We start from the raw sequence: 16,475 nt of genomic DNA, 5'->3' as shown, positions 1-16,475 counted from the left end.
GACGCCGAGTCCCGGGTACCCCGGAACATCCGCCTCGACGAGGAGCACCGCCCCCATGAGCACCCTGCGCATCGGCATCCAGACCGGCTACTGGTCCCGCAAGCCACCGAAGGGCATCGTGCCCGCCCTGGTCGCCGCCGAGGCGCTCGGCCTGGACTCCGTCTGGACGGCGGAGGCGTACGGCTCCGACGCCTTCACGCCGCTCGCCTGGTGGGGCTCGCGCACCCGCCGGCTGCGCCTCGGCACCGGCATCGCACAGATGGCGGCCCGCACCCCCACCGCGACGGCGATGCAGGCGATCACGCTCGACCACCTCTCCGGCGGCCGCTTCGTGCTCGGCCTCGGCGCGTCCGGGCCGCAGGTCGTCGAGGGCTGGTACGGCCAGCCGTACCGGCGGCCGCTGGCCCGCACGCGCGAGTACGTCGACGTCGTGCGCCAGGTCTTCGCCCGCGAGCGCCCGGTCACCGCGGACGGCGACTTCTTCCGGCTCCCCCTGCCCGCCGACGCCCCCGGCGCCACGGGCCTCGGCAAGGCGCTCAAGCCCACCGTGCACCCGCGTCGCGCCGACATCCCGATCGTCCTGGCGGCGCAGGGGCCGAAGAACGTCGCGCTCGCCGCCGAGATCGCCGACGGCTGGATGGCCGGCTTCTACGCCCCCCGCGCCGACGCCGAGCACCGCGAGCTGCTCGCCTCCGGGTTCGCGCAGCGTGCGGACGAGCGCGCACCCGCCTCGGCGTTCGAGGTGCTCGCGACCGTGCCGGTCGTGGTGCGCGACGACCTCGAGGCTGCCGCCGACGTCATCCGTCCCCACATCGCGCTGTACGCGGGCGGGATGGGGTCGAAGGAGGCGAACTTCCACAAGGCCTCCCTGGACCGACTGGGGTACGCGGCGGCGCTGGACGAGGTCCAGGAGCTCTTCCTCGCCGGGCGCAAGGAGGACGCCGCGCGGGCCGTGCCCACCGAGCTGGTGGAGGAGATCGCGCTGGTCGGGCCCGCCGAGAAGGTCGCGCGCGACCTCGCCCGGTGGGACGGCACCGCCCTGACGACGATGCTGCTGCAGGGCGACCCGTCGTCCATGCTCACCGTCCTCGCGGCGGCGCAGGCAGCGCGCCGTGACGCCGGTGGCGGCACCCCGGTCGGCGCGCGCGTGCGGGCGGGCGCCGGGTCGCTGGCAGCCCGGGTGGCGCCGAAGAAGATCTGAGGGCCACCACCGGTCGCTAGTCGTCCTCGGGGAACCAGACGGCGCGGCGCAGGTCCACGCGACGTCCGTCTCGGGTGAGGGGGCAGCCCTCGGCCCGCAAGGCGTCGAGGGCGACGGTGAGATGGCGCGCCGGCGGCGACCCGGCGGCGTTCACCACGCGCCACCAGGGCACGGGGTGGTTGTCCTGTGCCGGCCCCACCACGGCGGCCCCCTCGGGCACGAGGTGGGCGTACCGGTCCCCGGACCCCGCCATCACGTTCCCGACCTGCCGCGGGCCGCCCCGGCCGAGCCGCTCGGCGACGATCTCCGCGATCAGCCCGTAGGTCATGGCCCGCCCGGACGGGATGCGACGGGCGAGGTCGAGCACCGCGGCGGCATACTCCTCGACGGCGTCCACCCGGCGACCCTACTGGCCGAAATGGGCTGGCACGTCGTGGCCGGCCGCGCCACGATCGGGCCGTGACCTCCCACCCTGCCGCCCTGCCCGCCGGCTACCGCTTCCGGCAGCTCACCGCCGACGACCGCCGCGCCCTGCTCGACCTCGACACCTGGGCGTTCCCGGACCCGCACGGCGTCGACGAGTTCGACGACCTGGCCCTGCCCGTCAGCTGGGAGCGCACCGTCGGCGTCGAGACCGCTCCCGGCGGCCCCCTCGCCGCGCTCCGCGCGTCGTACCCGTTCTCGCGCTTCCCCGTCCCGGGCGCCGAGCTGCCGGTCGCCGGGCTGACCTGGGTGGGCGTGCACCCCCAGCACCGCCGGCGCGGCCTGCTCACCGCCATGATCGACGACCACCTGGCGCACTGCCGCGAGCGCGGCGAGCCGGTGTCCGCCCTGTTCGCCGCGGAGGCCGCCATCTACGGCCGGTTCGGGTACGGCAAGGCCGCCGACGACCTGCGACTGAGCATCCCGCGGGGCGCCGCGCTGCGCGACGTGCCCGGCGCCGACGCGCACACCGTGCGCCTCGAGCACGCCGACCGCGAGCGCCACGGCGAGCTCGTCGCGCGGCTGCACCGGGCACCCGGGCAGGTGCGCGAGCGCGCCGACGCACCCGCCTCGGGCGTCAACCGCCCCGGCTGGGCCACCCGGGAGACCGAGGAGCTGTGGGCGAGCTACTGGTCCGACCCCAAGTCCTTCCGCTCGGCCGGGCGGGAGTCGCTGCGGATCGCCGTCGTCGAGCGCGACGGCGAGCCCCGCGGGTACGCGACCTTCCGGCGCACGCTCGGCTGGGAGGTGACCGGCCCGCGCGGCACGGTGCACACCGGCGACGTCGTGGCGCTGGACGCCGCGGCCGCCCGCGCCCTGTGGGGCGTGCTGGTCGACCTCGACCTCATGAGCGCCACCGAGCCGTTCCTGGTGCCGACCGACGACCCCGTCACCGGCCTGCTCGTCGACCCGCGGGCGGCCGGCGCCCGCGTGGCCGACAACGTGTGGGTGCGCCTGGTGGACGTGCCCGCCGCGCTCGCGGGACGGCGCTACCAGGCCGACGTCGACGTCGTGCTCGGCGTCACGGACGCCCGGCTGCCCGACAACGCCGGCACCTGGCGCCTGCGCGCCGACGCGTTCGGCCCGGCGGCCTGCGAGCGCACCGACGCCGCACCCGACCTCGAGCTCGACGTGCGCGAGGTCGGCGCCGCCTACCTGGGCGGCACGTCGCTCGCCGCCCTCGCGGGCGCCGGGCTCGTCGTCGAGCGCACACCGGGCGCGCTCGCCGCGGCGGCCGCCGCGTTCGGCTGGCCCGTCGCGCCGGCCTGCGGCTGGGTGTTCTGAGGTGCTCGCCGGACGGCGGAGCGGCTGGCCGTCAGGCCTGGCAGACCCCGCACCAGAAGAGGTTGCGGCCCGCGAGCTCCTTGGTGAGCACGGGCGCGCCGCACGCCCGGCACGGCAGCCCGTCGCGGTGGTAAACGTAGAACGCGTCGTCGGCCGGGACCGCGCCGGGCGCGCCGTCGGTGTTCTGCCGCGTGACGCGGCCGCCCCCGCCGGGCACCCGGTCTTCCGGCCTCGTCGTGACGATCGCACCCCGGTCGGCGCCGTCGCGCATGAGCACGACGAGGTCGTCCCAGATCGCGGCGAGGGTCGTGGCCGGGACCTCCCGGCCGGGGCGCAGCGGGTCAAGGCCCGCGCGGAACAGCGCCTCGGCGCGGTAGATGTTGCCCACCCCGGCGACGACCGCCTGGTCCATGAGCTGCTGCCCGACCGTCACCCGGGAGCGCCGCACGCGCGCGACGAACGCCTCGCGCGCCGCGCCCAGGGATCCCCGCCCGCCGTCCGGCCGGATCGGGTCGGGGCCGAGCCGCGCCTCGACGGCTGCCTTCTCCGCGCCGGTGAGCACCTCGCAGGCGGTGGGGCCGGTGAGGTCGGCGACGGCGTGCGCGCCCCGCAGGCGCACCCGCACCGCGCCGCGCGGGGCCGGCGGCGCCCAGCCGTCCTCGCCCGCCGGGTCCGCGGCCCCGCCCCCGCTCCCGGCCGGCGCGGCGGGGACCGTCTCCCGCTCGCCGACCCGCTTGCGGGGCGCGCCGATCGCGTGCACGACGTCGGCGCTGCCGTCGCCGGCGAACGTCCACGCCCCGTACAGCCCCAGGTGCACGCGCAGCCAGCGCAGCTCCTCCGGTGCCGGCGCCGCGGCGCTCGTCCGCGTCGGGCCGAAGCCGCAGAACAGCTGCTTACCCCACGCCTCGCTCGCGACCAGGAAGTGGCCGTCGAGCAGTGCAGCGCCGTCGGCGAACCGCCCCTGCGGGCTGCTCACCCGCAGCGGCTGCCCGCCGAACAACGCGTCCAGGGCCCGCGCGAGGCGGTGGACGGTGTGACCTTCTGGCACGTCAGGCGATCACGTCAGGCGATGGCCGAGACGTCGTGCGACGCCTCGTACGCGACGACCTTGTCGATGCGGCGCTGGTGCCGGGCGTCGCCGCTGAACGGCTCCGCGACGAACGCCTCGACGAAGCCCGTCGCCTCGTCCAGGGAGTGCATGCGGCCGCCGACGGCGATCACGTTGGCGTCGTTGTGCTGGCGCCCGAGCCGCGCGGTCTCGAGCGACCAGGCGAGCACGGCGCGCACGCCGGCCACCTTGTTCGCCGCGATCTGCTCGCCGTTGCCGGACCCCCCGATGACGATGCCGAGCGAGCCCGGCTCCGCGACGACGGCCTCCCCGGCCGCGATGCAGACCGCCGGGTAGTCGTCCTGCGGGTCGTAGTCGTGGGCCCCGTGGTCGACGACGTCGTGGCCCGCGGCGCGCAGGTGCGCGACGAGGTGGGTCTTGAGCTCGTATCCGGCGTGATCGGCGGCGATGTGCAGACGCATGGGCACATTCTCCACCACATCCCGGCGGCGGGCCGGTGCGTCCTCGCCCGTCCCGGCGCGCCGTAGTGTGGGCGCCATGACAGCCGACGCGACCGGGCTGCGGTCCGGAATCGACCTCCCCGCCCTCGACCAGGCCGTCCGCCCGCAGGACGACCTGTACCGCCACGTGAACGGCCGCTGGCTCGACCAGCACGAGATCCCCGCCGACCGCGCCATGGACGGCGCGTTCCGCGCCCTGCACGACCTCTCCGAGGAGCGGGTGCGCGCCATCATCACCGACCTGGCCGCCACCGACGCCCTCGACCCCGCGTCGACCCCGGCCAAGATCGGTGCGCTCTACGCGAGCTTCATGGACACCGAGCGGGTCGAGTCCCTCGGCACCGCGCCGCTCGCCGACGAGCTGGCGCAGGTCGTCGGCGCCGCCACGCGGGCGGAGCTCACCGGGGTGCTCGGCCGCCTGCAGCGCACGGGCGGCGGCGGGGCGGTCGCGTTCTACGTCGACAACGACGCCAAGGACCCCGAGACGTACGTGACGCACCTCGTGCAGGGCGGCATCGGCCTGCCCGACGAGGCCTACTACCGCGAGGACCAGTACGCGCCGCTGCGCGAGAAGTACGAGCCGCACGTCGCGCGGATGCTCGGTCTCGCCGGCGTCGCCGCCTCCTCGGCGTGGGGCACCTCGGCGCAGGACGCCGCCGCGCGGGTCGTGGCCCTCGAGACGGCGCTCGCCGCCCACCACTGGGACGTGGTGCGCGACCGCGACGCCGACCTCACCTACAACCCGATGACGCTCGCCGACCTCGTGGAGCAGGCGCCCGGCTTCGACTGGCGCGCGTGGGCCGCCGCGCTCGGCGCCCCCGCGGGCTCCCTGGACGCCCTCGTGGTGCGCGAGCCGTCGTTCGCGACCGGGTTCGCGGCGCTGTGGGAGTCGGCGGACCTGGCGGACTGGAAGCTCTGGGCGGCATACCACCTGATCACCGCCCGCGCCGCCTACCTCGACACCGCGACCGTCGAGGCGAACTTCGACTTCTACGGCCGCACCCTCTCGGGAGCCCAGGAGGTGCGCGACCGGTGGAAGCGCGGCGTCGCCCTCGTGGAGCGGGCGCTCGGCGAGGCCGTGGGCGAGCAGTACGTGGCCCGCCACTTCCCGCCGGAGCACAAGGAGCGGATGGACGCGCTGGTCGCCAACCTCGTGGCCGCCTACCGCGAGTCGATCGAGCAGCTCGACTGGATGACCCCCGAGACCAAGGTCAAGGCGCTCGCCAAGCTCGAGCGCTTCACGCCGAAGGTCGGCTACCCGGTGAAGTGGCGCGACTACGGCGCCCTCGAGGTGGACGCGACCGACCTGGTCGGCAACGTGCGGCGGGCCCACGCGTTCGAGCAGGACTTCGAGCTCGCCAAGATCGGCCGGCCCATCGACCGCGACGAGTGGTTCATGACGCCGCAGACGGTCAACGCGTACTACAACCCCGGCATGAACGAGATCGTGTTCCCCGCCGCGATCCTGCAGCCCCCGTTCTTCGACCCGGACGCCGACGACGCCGTGAACTACGGCGGCATCGGCGGCGTCATCGGGCACGAGATCGGGCACGGCTTCGACGACCAGGGCTCGAAGTACGACGGCGACGGGCGCCTCGAGGACTGGTGGACCGCCGACGACCGCTCCGAGTTCGAGAAGCGGACGACGGCCCTCATCGCCCAGTACGACACGTTCCGGCCGGCCCAGCTCGCCGACGACGGCCCGCACGTCAACGGCGCCCTGACCATCGGCGAGAACATCGGCGACCTCGGCGGGCTGTCCATCGCCATCAAGGCGTACCGGATCGCTCTCGGCAAACCCCTGGACGAGGCGCCCGTCGTGGACGGCCTCACCGGGCTGGAGCGCATCTTCCTCGGCTGGGCCCAGGTCTGGCAGTCGAAGGGCCGCGACGAGGAGATCGCCCGCCGCCTCGCCACCGACCCGCACTCCCCCAACGAGTTCCGCTGCAACGGGGTCGTGCGCAACCTCGACGAGTTCCACGCCACCTACGGCGTCGGGCCGGACGACGCGCTGTGGCTCGACCCGTCGGAGCGCGTGCGCATCTGGTAGTCCCGTTCGGGGCCGTGCCGGGCGAACCTGGCCCGGCACGGCCCCGAGCGATGGCTCAGCGCGTGCCGATTCCCGCGCGCGCGAGGGAGAACCCCTTGCCCGTCGGGTCGTGGGTGCAGCTCATCCCGGTCTGCTCGCTGGTGCAGGTGAAGTCGCCCTCGGTGACGGTCTCGCCGTACTCGACCACGTCGAGGTCCCCGCCGGCGGCCGTGGGCTGCTCGTCCGCGGGGACGCACGGCAGCGCCACCTGCCCCTCGCCGTCCACGGTGACCACGTAGCCCGTGGTGCCCGCGCAGCCCTCGACGGGCGCCGGCTGCTGGTCGAGCTCCGCGATCCCGCACGAGACGCCGTCGGCGTACATGGTGCAGGTGATGTTGGCCGACGGCGACGCGAACCGGGCCAGCTCCTCGCGCTCGGGCGGCGGCTCCTCGGTGGCCTCCTCGGTCGGGGACGCCGCCGCCTCGGGCGGGGCGCTTTCGGCGGGCGCCTGTGGCGAGGACGAGGTGAAGATCTGGACGGCGAACGCCACGGCCATCACCAGCAGCACGACGTCGACCGCGATGAACGCGATCCAGCCCGCGCTCAGCCGCCGCTTGCGCGGCGGCTCCGGGGGCGGCGGGACGGCGGCCGCGGGGTAGCCCGCCGCGGGGGCGTACTGGCCCTGCGGGGGGTAGCCCTGCTGCGGGGCCGGCTGCTGCGCATAGCCCTGCTGGGCGTACCCGGGCTGCGCGTACCCGGGCTGGGCGGCATACCCCTGCGGTGCGGGGTAGCCCTGCTGCTCGGCGTATCCCTGCGGGGCGGTGTACCCCGGCGCGGCCGGGGTCGGCGGGAGCTGCTGCGTCGGCTGGTACACCGGGGGTGCCGGCGCGGCCGCGGGCTGCTGCGGTGCCGGCGGGACCGGGGCGTGCGCCGTCGGCTGGGGCGCCGGCGGGACCGGGGCGTGCGTCGTCGGCTGGGGCGGCGCCGGCGGGACCGGGGCGTAGGACGCCGTGGCGTCTCCGGCGCCGATCGCCGCGGTCGGCTGCGGGTCCTGCCCGCCGTCGGCCGCCGGGTCGATCGACGGCGGGCGGTGGTACGCGGACGTCACTCGTCGCACCCCGGAGCCGTCGGACGCGGCGGTGGGCCGGTCGTCGGGGCCGGGCGGGGGCGGCGGAGGCGGCACGGTGCCGGACATCTGGACTCCCTCCAGTCACGGTCTGACGCCCGGGCGGGGTGCTCGACACGTGCCAGGCACCCACACCCGCGAAGGCGCACGGGGCAGAATGTCACGATCCGGCGTCAGCGGTCGAACCCGTGCGACGACCCGTGGGGCGTCCCGCGCCGTGACCTGCGTCCCGACCCGCGGCACGGCCCGCGGCACGACCTGCGGGTCGCGGGCCCGTCGTCCCCCGTCGCCGGGCAGCCGCCCGGCCGTGGGCCCCGCCCCGCGGAGGTGGCATCATCGTCCGCGAAGCCTGCTCGCCGACGGCGTGCGGGACAGCCGACGACAGGGAGAACCCGTGCCCGCTGAGAACCTGACCCGCGCCGAGGCGATCGAGCGTGCCGACGTCGTGACGGGGGTGGAGTCGTACACCGTCGAGCTCGACGTCACGACCGGACCGACGACCTTCGCGTCCACCACCGTCATCCGGTTCTCCGCGAAGCCCGGCGGCAGCACGTTCGTCGACCTCGTCGCGCCCGCGGTCCGCGAGATCGTGCTCAACGGGCGCCCGCTGGACCCGGCCGCGGTGTACGCCGACTCCCGCATCGCGCTGACCGACCTCGCGGCCGAGAACGAGCTGCGCGTCGTCGCGGACTGCGCCTACATGAACACCGGCGAGGGCCTGCACCGCTTCGTCGACCCCGTCGACGGCGAGGTGTACCTGTACACGCAGTTCGAGGTGCCGGACGCCCGCCGCGTCTTCGCCACGTTCGAGCAGCCCGACCTCAAGGCCCCGTTCCAGGTGACCGTCACCGCGCCCGCCGCGTGGCAGGTCGTGTCGAACCAGCCCACGCCGGAGCCCACCGCCGCCACGCACGCGACGGACGCCGACGTCCTCGCCGCGACGTGGACCTTCGAGCCCACGCCGCGCATCTCCACCTACCTCGTCGCGCTGGTGGCCGGCCCCTACGCCGTCGAGCGCGGCGAGCTCACGTCGTCGGACGGCCGCACGATCCCGCTCGGCGTCTTCTGCCGGGCGTCGCTGTCGGAGCACCTCGACGCGGACTACATCATGGCCACGACCCGCAAGGGCTTCGAGTTCTACGAGAAGACCTTCGACGTGCCGTACCCGTTCGACAAGTACGACCAGCTGTTCGTGCCGGAGTACAACATGGGCGCGATGGAGAACCCGGGCTGCGTGACGTTCACCGAGGCGTACGTCTTCCGCTCCCAGGTGACGGACGCCGTGCGCGAGCGGCGCGTCGTGACGATCCTGCACGAGCTGGCGCACATGTGGTTCGGCGACCTGGTCACCATGAAGTGGTGGAACGACCTGTGGCTCAACGAGTCGTTCGCCGAGTACGCCTCCACGCTCGCCACCGCCGAGGCCACCGAGTGGGAGGCCGCGTGGACCACGTTCTCCGCCATGGAGAAGACGTGGGCCTACCGGCAGGACCAGCTGCCGACGACGCACCCCATCGTCGCGGAGATCCGCGACCTGGAGGACGTGCAGGTCAACTTCGACGGCATCACCTACGCCAAGGGCGCGTCGGTGCTCAAGCAGCTCGCCGCGTGGGTCGGCCGGGACGAGTTCCTGGCCGGCGTGTCCGCGTACTTCAAGAAGCACGCGTGGTCCAACACGGTGCTGCGCGACCTCCTCGTCGAGCTCGAGGCCACCAGCGGCCGCGACCTCGGCGCCTGGTCCGCCGCCTGGCTCGAGACCGCGGGCGTCAACACGCTCCGCCCGGACGTGGAGGTCGACGCCGAGGGCACGATCACCGGCCTCGCCGTCCTGCAGTCCGCGCCGGCCGACCACCCGACCATCCGCCCGCACCGTCTCGGCATCGGCTGCTACGACCTGGTCGAGCAGCCCGACGGCGCGGTGACGCTGGAGCGCACGCACCAGGTGGTCATCGACGTCGACGGCGAGCGGACCGAGGTGCCCGAGCTGGTCGGGCACGAGCGCCCCGCTCTCCTGCTGCTGAACGACGAGGACCTCGCGTACGCGAAGGTCCGCCTCGACGACGAGTCCCTCGCGGCCGCGACCGAGCACCTGTCGCGCCTCACCGACCCGCTGGCCCGCTCCCTGGTGTGGGGCTCGGCCTGGGACGCGGTGCGCGACGGCGAGACGCCGGCGTCGGCGTACGTGGACCTCGTGCTCGGCAACATCGCCGCCGAGACGGAGTCGACGACGGTGCGCACCACGCTGAACCAGCTGGGCCTCGCCGCCCGCACGTACGTCGCGCCCGAGCGCCGGGCCGCCACGCTCGCCCGCATCGGCGACCGGCTCTGGGCGCTGGCGCAGGAGGCCGCTGCCGGCTCCGACCTGCAGCTGCAGCTCGTGAAGTTCACGGCGGCGCTCGCCTCGACGCCCGACCACGTGGCGCCGCTGCGCGGCCTGCTGGACGGCTCGGTCGCCCTCGACGGGCTCGTCGTGGACACCGACCTGCGCTGGGAGGTGCTCCAGGGCCTGGTCCGCCTCGGCGCGGCCGACGACGCCGAGGTCGACGCCGCGCTCGCGCAGGACGACACCGCGACCGGGCGCCAGTCCGCCGCCCGGGCCCGCGCCGCCGCGCCGACCGTCGCGGCGAAGGAGGCCGCGTTCGCGTCCGTCGTCGATCAGGCCGACGTGCCGAACGCGATCATCCGCGCGACCGCCGCCGGGTTCGTCAACGTCGGGGACCCGGCCGTCCTCGAGCCGTTCGTGACCCGGTACGTGGACGCACTGACGGGCATCTGGACCTCGCGCAGCTACCACATCGCCGAGGAGCTCATCGAGGGCCTGTACCCCGCGCCGCTCGCCTCCGCGGGCCTGCGGGACGCCGTGCAGGCGTGGCTGGACGCCCACGCCGACGCCCCCGCGGCCCTGCGGCGCATGGTCGCCGAGCAGCTCGCCGGCACCGAGCGTGCCCTCGTCGCCCAGGCCGCGGACGTCTGACCGGCGGTCGCACCACGACGACGGCGCCCCCTGCCGGTCCGCGGACCGGCAGGGGGCGCCGTCGTCTGTCGCTGTCGCCGCGGGGGCGGCGGGCTACCGCGCCGTGCGGACGGCCTGCAGCAGGGAGCGCAGGCGCGCGTTGTCGTACAGGTCGTCGACGAGGACGACGTTGCCGGCGCCGTCGCCCAGCGGCACCTTCCAGCTGGGGTACTCGGTGGTGGCGCCCGGCTGGTGCTGGGGCCGCCGCTCCCCCACGGCGTCCACCAGCTGCACGCCGACCAGCAGCGACGGGCTGCGGCGCAGGGACCGGTACAGCCCCTCGACGATCTCCCGCTCGGACGGGTGCTCCGACACGAGGCCGTGCTCCGCGAGCGCCAGCACCGCGGCGTCACGGTCCGCCCGCGCCAGCCGTCGCACCTGGGTCGCGTCGTCCTCGGTGAGCAGGCCGAGGCGCTCGCGCAGGTCGACGTGCTCGCCCGCGAGCAGGTTCGCCGTCGGCGGCAGCTCATGGGTGCCGACGGCCGCGAGCGCCAGGCGCCGGTAGTCCTCGACCGGCAGGGGCCGGCCGCCGTCGTCCTTGGAACGCCACAACACCGACGTGCCGAGGACACCGCGCTCCGCCAGGTAGTCGCGCACCCACGGCTCGGCGTCGCCGTCGTCGTCACCGACGACCATCGCGCCGGCACGGTGCGCCTCGAGGCACAGGATGCCGACGAGCGCCTCATGGTCGTAACGGACGTACGCCCCCTCGTCGGGCGACAGCCCGGACGGCACCCACCAGAGCCGGAACAGCCCCAGCACGTCGTCGACGTGCAGCGCGCCCGCGTGCCGCAGCGCCGTGCGCAGCATGTCCCGGAACGGCGCGTACCCGGCACGCTCCAGGGCCCGCGGGACGAACGGCGGCGAGGACCAGCCGCTGCCCTCCGGGGCGTCCGTCCCGGCCGCCGCGCCGGCCCCGACCCGCCCCGCGAGGACGTCGCGGTGCAGCCAGGCGTCGGCGCCGTGCGGGTGTGCGCCGCCCGCGACCTCGTGCACGATGCCGAGGCGCATCCCGGCCTCGCGCGCGACCCGCTGCGCGGTGTGCTTCTGCTCGTCCGCCACCCACTGCAGCCAGGTGTAGAACTCGACCCGCTCGGCGAGCTGCTCGCGCAGCGCGGCGACGGCCGGCGACGCCGGGTCGCCGAGCTCGTCCGGGCGCGGGGAGCGGCCCAGGTGCTCGACGATCGCCGACCACGTCGCGAGGTCCCGCAGGCCGTGGCCCTGCTCGGCGACGAACTCCTCGTAGGCCGCCTGGCGCGCGGCGCGCCGGGGCGCGGTGAAGACCACCTCGAGGGCCGCCTTCTTCGCCTCCCACACCGCGTCGCGGTCGATCGGGCCCGGTTCGGTCACGAGGTCCCGGACCGGCTCGGCGGCCCACTCGACGAGCGACCGGTCGGCGGCCGTGAGGTAGGCGGTCTCCGCGATGTCCTCGACCCGCACGTACAGCGGGCTGAGGAAGCGGCGGCTCGTCGGCAGGTACGGCGACGGCGTGAGCGGGGTGACCGGTTCCGTCGCGGACAGGGGGTTCACCGCCACGAAGTCGGCGCCCGACCGGCGCGCGGTGAGCCACGCGAGGTCCGCCAGGTCCGCGAGGTCGCCGATCCCCCACGACGCGCTGGACCGGACGGCGTACAGCTGCGCGTCGACGCCCCACCACTGGTCCCCGTCGAGGCCGTCGGGGAGCTCCAGCCGCTGCGGCGTCACGACCAGCGTCGCCCGGGTCTCGTGACCCTCGGCCAGGGCGTGCAGCGAGTGCCAGCCGAGCGGCAGGTCGGCCGGGACGACGAACGTCGCGCGCCCCACCTCGCGCCCGTCGACCGTGCGCGGACCGGTGTCGTCGTCACGCTGGTCGAGGTCGCGGCGCGGCCGGGTGGAGTGGGTGCGGGCGCCCGGCTCGGCGCCGTCGACCTCGAGCCACACGTGCACGGACGTGCCGTGGGTCACGTGCACCGGGACCGTCTTCTCGTCGCCCTGGCGCACCACGACGGTGGGCGGCAGGACGGCACGCCACTCGTCGTCCTTGGCACGCTGCAGGCTGTGCGCGACCTGCTGCGGGGTGGCGGCCGGGACGCCGAGCGCCTCCAGGACGGCGACCAGGGTCGCCGCCGGCACCGGGACCGCGCCGCCGTCGGCCGGGCGCTCGACGACCACGCCGTGGGCCGACGCGAGGTCGCGCAGCTCCTGCGACGGCGCCTGCGGCTCGCCGGGGGCGCCGTCGGGCGGGGTGTCGGGCACGGCGGGCGTCTCGTCCGGGTTCGGCAGGTCCTTGCTCACGGGGACGATCCTGCCATCACCCGAGGCCCCGGGCCGATCCCCACGCGGTCGGGGCACCGGATCGGTGCCCGGGCGCACGGCTCGGTCGTGGGGAGGCCGTCCGCGTGCCGCACAGCAGGCGGTTTGCGGCGGCCGCCACCCCGGCGGCTACCGTGGCACGGTGAACGCCCCGACGTCCGCCCCCAGCCCCGAGCCCTCGCACTCCCCCAGCACCGTGCCCGAGACCGTCGAAGCGGCCGGTGCCAGCTTCTGGGAGTGGTTCTCCGGATGGCCGCTGCACATCCTCCTCATCCTGGTCGTGGGGATCGTCGTGCTCGTGCTGCTGCGCCGGGTGATCGGCCACGTCACCGAGCGCATCGCCACCGGCAAGGGCACCACCACCACCGACCGCCCGAGGTCCGAGACCCCGAGCTCGCCGTGGCGCGCCTACTTCCGCCGGGCACCGCTGGTCGAGGACGCGATCGCGATGGCGAACCCCCTCGCCAACCAGCGGCGCGCGCAGCGCTCCCGCACGGTCGGGTCGGTGCTGCGCTCGACGGCGAACGTCGTGGTCGGCACGATCATGATCCTGATGGTCCTGCAGGAGATCGGGGTCAACATCGCCCCCCTGGTGGCGTCCGCCGGGGTCGTCGGCGTCGCGCTCGGCTTCGGCGCGCAGAGCCTGGTGAAGGACTTCATCTCCGGCATCCTGCTGCTGGTCGAGGACCAGTTCGGCGTCGGTGACTACGTCAACCTCGGCATGGGGGCCGAGGGCACGGTCGAGGAGGTGCAGCTGCGGATCACCCAGGTGCGCGGCCTCGACGGGACGCTCTGGTACGTCCGCAACGGGGAGATCCTCAGCGCCGGCAACTTCACGCAGCAGTGGTCGCGCGCGATCGCCGAGGTGCGGGTGCCCGTGGACGCCGACCTCGGCGTGGTGCGCGCCGCGCTCGGGCGGGCGGCCGACTCGGTGCGCGAGGACCCGGAGGTCTCCCACCTGCTGCTCGAGGCCCCGTGGGTGCGCGGGGTGGACGCCGTCACCGACTTCTCGGCCTCCTTCACGCTGCTCGCGCAGGTCCGACCCGGCGAGCAGTGGGAGGTCTCGCGCCGGCTGCGCCAGGCGTCGCAGGCGGAGCTGCGCGAGGCGGGCGTGCTGCTGCGCGAGGACGTCGCCGAGGCCGCGCGGGGCGAGTGACCGGCTGGCCCGGCCGACCTTCCCGGCCGGCTGCCGTCCGTCAGGACGGCGTCAGCAGGCCGTCCATGGTTGCTGCCAGGTCGTCGGCCTCCGGGCCCACGATGACCTGGACGATGCGGCCCGACCGGACGACGCCGAACGCGCCCGACTCCTTGAGGCCCGGCTCGTCGATCAGCGCCGGGTCCGAGACCTCGACCCGCAGCCGGGTGATGCAGGGCTCGAGCTCGACGACGTTGCCGGTGCCGCCGAGCGCCGCGAGGATGTTGTCCGCCTTGTGGCCGAGGCTGGTCATAGAGATCTCCCGTGGAGTGCGTCGTTGCAGGTCCACCTCCACCCTAGCCGTTCGCGCGCCGGACGGGGCGTGGGGCACGGGTGGCTTTTCTGGGAGGATGACCCGGTGACCAACCAGATCCCCGCTCCCCGGGCCGCCGGTCGGGCCGGCCGGTCGGAGTCCTTCTACGAGCAGGTCGGCGGGCACGCGACGTTCCAGCGCCTGGTCGACCGGTTCTACGAGGGTGTCGCGGCCGACGAGGTGCTGCGCCCCATGTACCCCGAGGAGGACCTGGGCCCCGCGGCCGAGCGCCTCACGATGTTCCTGGAGCAGTACTGGGGCGGGCCGACGACGTACAGCGAGCGCCGCGGCCACCCGCGGCTGCGCATGCGGCACGCCCCGTTCAAGGTCAACCCCGACGCACGCGACCGCTGGCTGCGGCACATGCGCGACGCCCTCGACTCGCTCGATCTGGCCCCGATCCACGAGTCGCAGCTGTGGGACTACCTCGAGCGCGCGGCCTTCTCCATGATCAACACGTTCGAGGACTGATGACGACCGAACCGACCGCCACGTCCGGCACCCCGTCCCACCTCCCGTCCGACCTCCCGTCCGACACCGCGCCGACCGGCATCCCGGACGCCCTGGACCGGCTCCTGGCGGCCCTCGAGCTGCGCGAGGTCGACGGCTGGGGACCACGGGGCGAGGACGACCTGTGGCGCGGCGACAGCGTGCCCGGCCCGGGGCGGCGCGTCTACGGTGGGCAGGTGCTGGCCCAGGCGCTGCTGGCGTGCGGGCGCACGGTGACGGACGACCGCCTGCCGCACTCCCTGCACGCGTACTTCCTGCGGGAGGGGGCCCTCGAGTCGCCGATCGACTTCGCGGTCGAGCGGCTGCGCGACGGGCGCTCGTTCAGCGCCCGTCGCACCCACGCGATCCAGGGCGGGCGGCCGATCCTGTCCCTCACGGCGTCGTTCCAGGTCGACCAGCCCGGGTACGAGCACGCCGTGCCGGCGCCGGAGGGCGTGCCCGCCCCCGAGGACGTGCCGTCCGCGATCGAGACGCTGCGCGACCTCGACCACCCGGCCGCGCGGTTCTGGTCGCACGAGTCGGCCTTCGACCTGCGGCACGTCGGCGGGTCCGTCTACCTCGGCCCGGACCCCGACCCGAGCCCCACCCAGCAGGTCTGGGTGCGGGCACGGCACGAGATCGCCTCCGACGACCTGCTGCTGCACCGCGCGCTGCTGGCCTTCGCCTGCGACCAGATGATGCTCGAGCCGGTGCTGCGCCAGGCCGGGCGCTCCTGGCTCGACGTCGGCAGCTCCGTGCCGATGGCGAGCCTCGACCACGCCATGTGGTTCCACCGGGACGCGCGCGCCGACGACTGGCTGCTCTACGTGCAGGAGTCACCCGGCGCCCAGGGCGGGCGCGGGCTCGGCATGTCCCGCGTGTACGACCGCGGCGGCGCCCTGGTCGCCACGATCGCCCAGGAGGGCATGATCCGCCTGCCCGCGTGACGTGCGGGGCCGCCGGTGCCGGGCGGTCAGTGCCGGCGGCGGAAGGTCACGGGCTCCTCGACGTACGGCCCCCAGACGGCCCGCTCGTCGTCCGAGACACGGCGCGGCCTGCCCCCGTCGGCGTCGACGACGACGATCGTCGTGACCGCCTTGACGTACGCCGCGGCGCCCGACGCCGGGCCGGTGCGCGGGAATCCGCCCGGCTCGCCGTCGTGCACCTCGTAGCAGACCTCGAGGGAGGCGCCGCCGATCGAGCCGATCCACATCTCCACGCGCACCGGGGTGCGGGAGAAGCCCAGCGGGCGCAGGTACTCGATCTGCTGCCCGGCCACCAGGGTGTGCGACGTCGCGTGCGGACCCGTGTCGAGGACGGCGGTGGGCCACTCCTCGCCGTCGAGGGCCTCCGGGTGCCGCCAGAACGCCGTGATGCGCGCGTCCTCCAGCAGACGCAGCATCGCGACGTTGTTGACGTGCTGGTACGCGTCGAGATCGGACCAGCGCAGGGAGACGGGGACGTGCAGACGGGTCATGACC

The 16,475-nt window shown here is 75.2% G+C and carries 14 protein-coding genes; 7 read left to right on the top strand and 7 right to left on the bottom strand.

From position 1 onward, the window contains the following. Positions 1-64 precede the first annotated feature (64 nt). Positions 65-1,201 carry an LLM class F420-dependent oxidoreductase gene (locus tag IEW03_RS08350; RefSeq protein WP_188523464.1) on the top strand — a complete coding sequence of 379 codons (1,137 nt, stop codon included), beginning with the start codon at positions 65-67 and terminating at the stop codon, positions 1,199-1,201. 16 nt (positions 1,202-1,217) lie between these two features. On the opposite strand, the gene IEW03_RS08345 is transcribed toward IEW03_RS08350, so the two are convergent. Further along, entirely contained in the window at positions 1,218-1,598 is a 381-nt protein-coding gene (locus tag IEW03_RS08345) for an MGMT family protein (RefSeq protein ID WP_188523221.1), read from the bottom strand. 62 nt (positions 1,599-1,660) lie between these two features. On the opposite strand from IEW03_RS08345, the gene IEW03_RS08340 reads away from it, so the two are divergent. Continuing rightward, the gene (locus IEW03_RS08340) at positions 1,661-2,968 is read left to right on the top strand and encodes a GNAT family N-acetyltransferase (RefSeq protein ID WP_229737842.1); all 1,308 of its coding nucleotides are present in this window, start codon (positions 1,661-1,663) and stop codon (positions 2,966-2,968) included. A gap of 31 nt (positions 2,969-2,999) precedes the next feature. Here IEW03_RS08340 and IEW03_RS08335 read toward each other — a convergent pair whose 3' ends face one another. Together IEW03_RS08335 and IEW03_RS08330 are read right to left on the bottom strand one after the other, a co-directional pair. Then, on the bottom strand, positions 3,000-4,016 hold the full coding sequence (locus IEW03_RS08335; protein WP_188523220.1) for an Fpg/Nei family DNA glycosylase: 1,017 nt from the start codon (positions 4,014-4,016) through the stop codon (positions 3,000-3,002). Between the two features lie 14 nt (positions 4,017-4,030). Continuing rightward, positions 4,031-4,498, bottom strand: a complete 468-nt coding sequence (locus IEW03_RS08330) for a ribose-5-phosphate isomerase (protein WP_188523219.1) — start codon at positions 4,496-4,498, stop codon at positions 4,031-4,033. Positions 4,499-4,574: 76 nt separating this feature from the next. Between IEW03_RS08330 and IEW03_RS08325 the strand changes: the two genes are divergently transcribed. Beyond that, positions 4,575-6,587 (top strand): M13 family metallopeptidase, encoded by a 2,013-nt coding sequence (locus tag IEW03_RS08325; RefSeq protein WP_188523218.1) that lies wholly within the window; start codon positions 4,575-4,577, stop codon positions 6,585-6,587. Positions 6,588-6,642: 55 nt separating this feature from the next. Here IEW03_RS08325 and IEW03_RS08320 read toward each other — a convergent pair whose 3' ends face one another. Next, positions 6,643-7,761, bottom strand: coding sequence for a hypothetical protein (locus tag IEW03_RS08320; RefSeq protein ID WP_188523217.1), 1,119 nt, complete (start codon positions 7,759-7,761; stop codon positions 6,643-6,645). A gap of 325 nt (positions 7,762-8,086) precedes the next feature. Between IEW03_RS08320 and pepN the strand changes: the two genes are divergently transcribed. After that, positions 8,087-10,666 (top strand): aminopeptidase N, encoded by a 2,580-nt coding sequence (gene pepN, locus IEW03_RS08315; protein WP_188523216.1) that lies wholly within the window; start codon positions 8,087-8,089, stop codon positions 10,664-10,666. A 93-nt stretch (positions 10,667-10,759) separates the two neighbouring features. Here the strand turns inward: pepN and malQ are convergent, their stop codons facing one another. Next, positions 10,760-12,979, bottom strand: a complete 2,220-nt coding sequence (gene malQ / locus IEW03_RS08310; protein WP_229737841.1) for a 4-alpha-glucanotransferase — start codon at positions 12,977-12,979, stop codon at positions 10,760-10,762. Between the two features lie 160 nt (positions 12,980-13,139). On the opposite strand from malQ, the gene IEW03_RS08305 reads away from it, so the two are divergent. Further along, positions 13,140-14,153 carry a mechanosensitive ion channel family protein gene (locus IEW03_RS08305; RefSeq protein ID WP_188523215.1) on the top strand — a complete coding sequence of 338 codons (1,014 nt, stop codon included), beginning with the start codon at positions 13,140-13,142 and terminating at the stop codon, positions 14,151-14,153. A 40-nt stretch (positions 14,154-14,193) separates the two neighbouring features. Here the strand turns inward: IEW03_RS08305 and IEW03_RS08300 are convergent, their stop codons facing one another. Beyond that, positions 14,194-14,445 (bottom strand): PTS sugar transporter subunit IIB, encoded by a 252-nt coding sequence (locus IEW03_RS08300; protein ID WP_188523214.1) that lies wholly within the window; start codon positions 14,443-14,445, stop codon positions 14,194-14,196. A 105-nt stretch (positions 14,446-14,550) separates the two neighbouring features. Here IEW03_RS08300 and IEW03_RS08295 point away from each other — a divergent pair, with 105 nt between their 5' ends. Both IEW03_RS08295 and IEW03_RS08290 read left to right on the top strand, forming a co-directional pair. Beyond that, positions 14,551-14,976, top strand: coding sequence for a globin (locus IEW03_RS08295; RefSeq protein WP_229737840.1), 426 nt, complete (start codon positions 14,551-14,553; stop codon positions 14,974-14,976). Next, the gene (locus IEW03_RS08290; RefSeq protein WP_188523213.1) at positions 14,976-15,941 is read left to right on the top strand and encodes an acyl-CoA thioesterase; all 966 of its coding nucleotides are present in this window, start codon (positions 14,976-14,978) and stop codon (positions 15,939-15,941) included. Before IEW03_RS08295 ends, IEW03_RS08290 begins: the two co-directional genes overlap by 1 nt. A 26-nt stretch (positions 15,942-15,967) precedes the next feature. Here IEW03_RS08290 and IEW03_RS08285 read toward each other — a convergent pair whose 3' ends face one another. Continuing rightward, entirely contained in the window at positions 15,968-16,471 is a 504-nt protein-coding gene (locus IEW03_RS08285) for an acyl-CoA thioesterase (protein WP_188523212.1), read from the bottom strand. Positions 16,472-16,475: the final 4 nt, after the last annotated feature.

This window comes from Isoptericola cucumis, from assembly GCF_014635665.1.
In the GTDB taxonomy this organism is placed as follows: domain Bacteria; phylum Actinomycetota; class Actinomycetes; order Actinomycetales; family Cellulomonadaceae; genus Isoptericola; species Isoptericola cucumis.
This window is presented reverse-complemented; position numbering and strand designations above follow the sequence as displayed.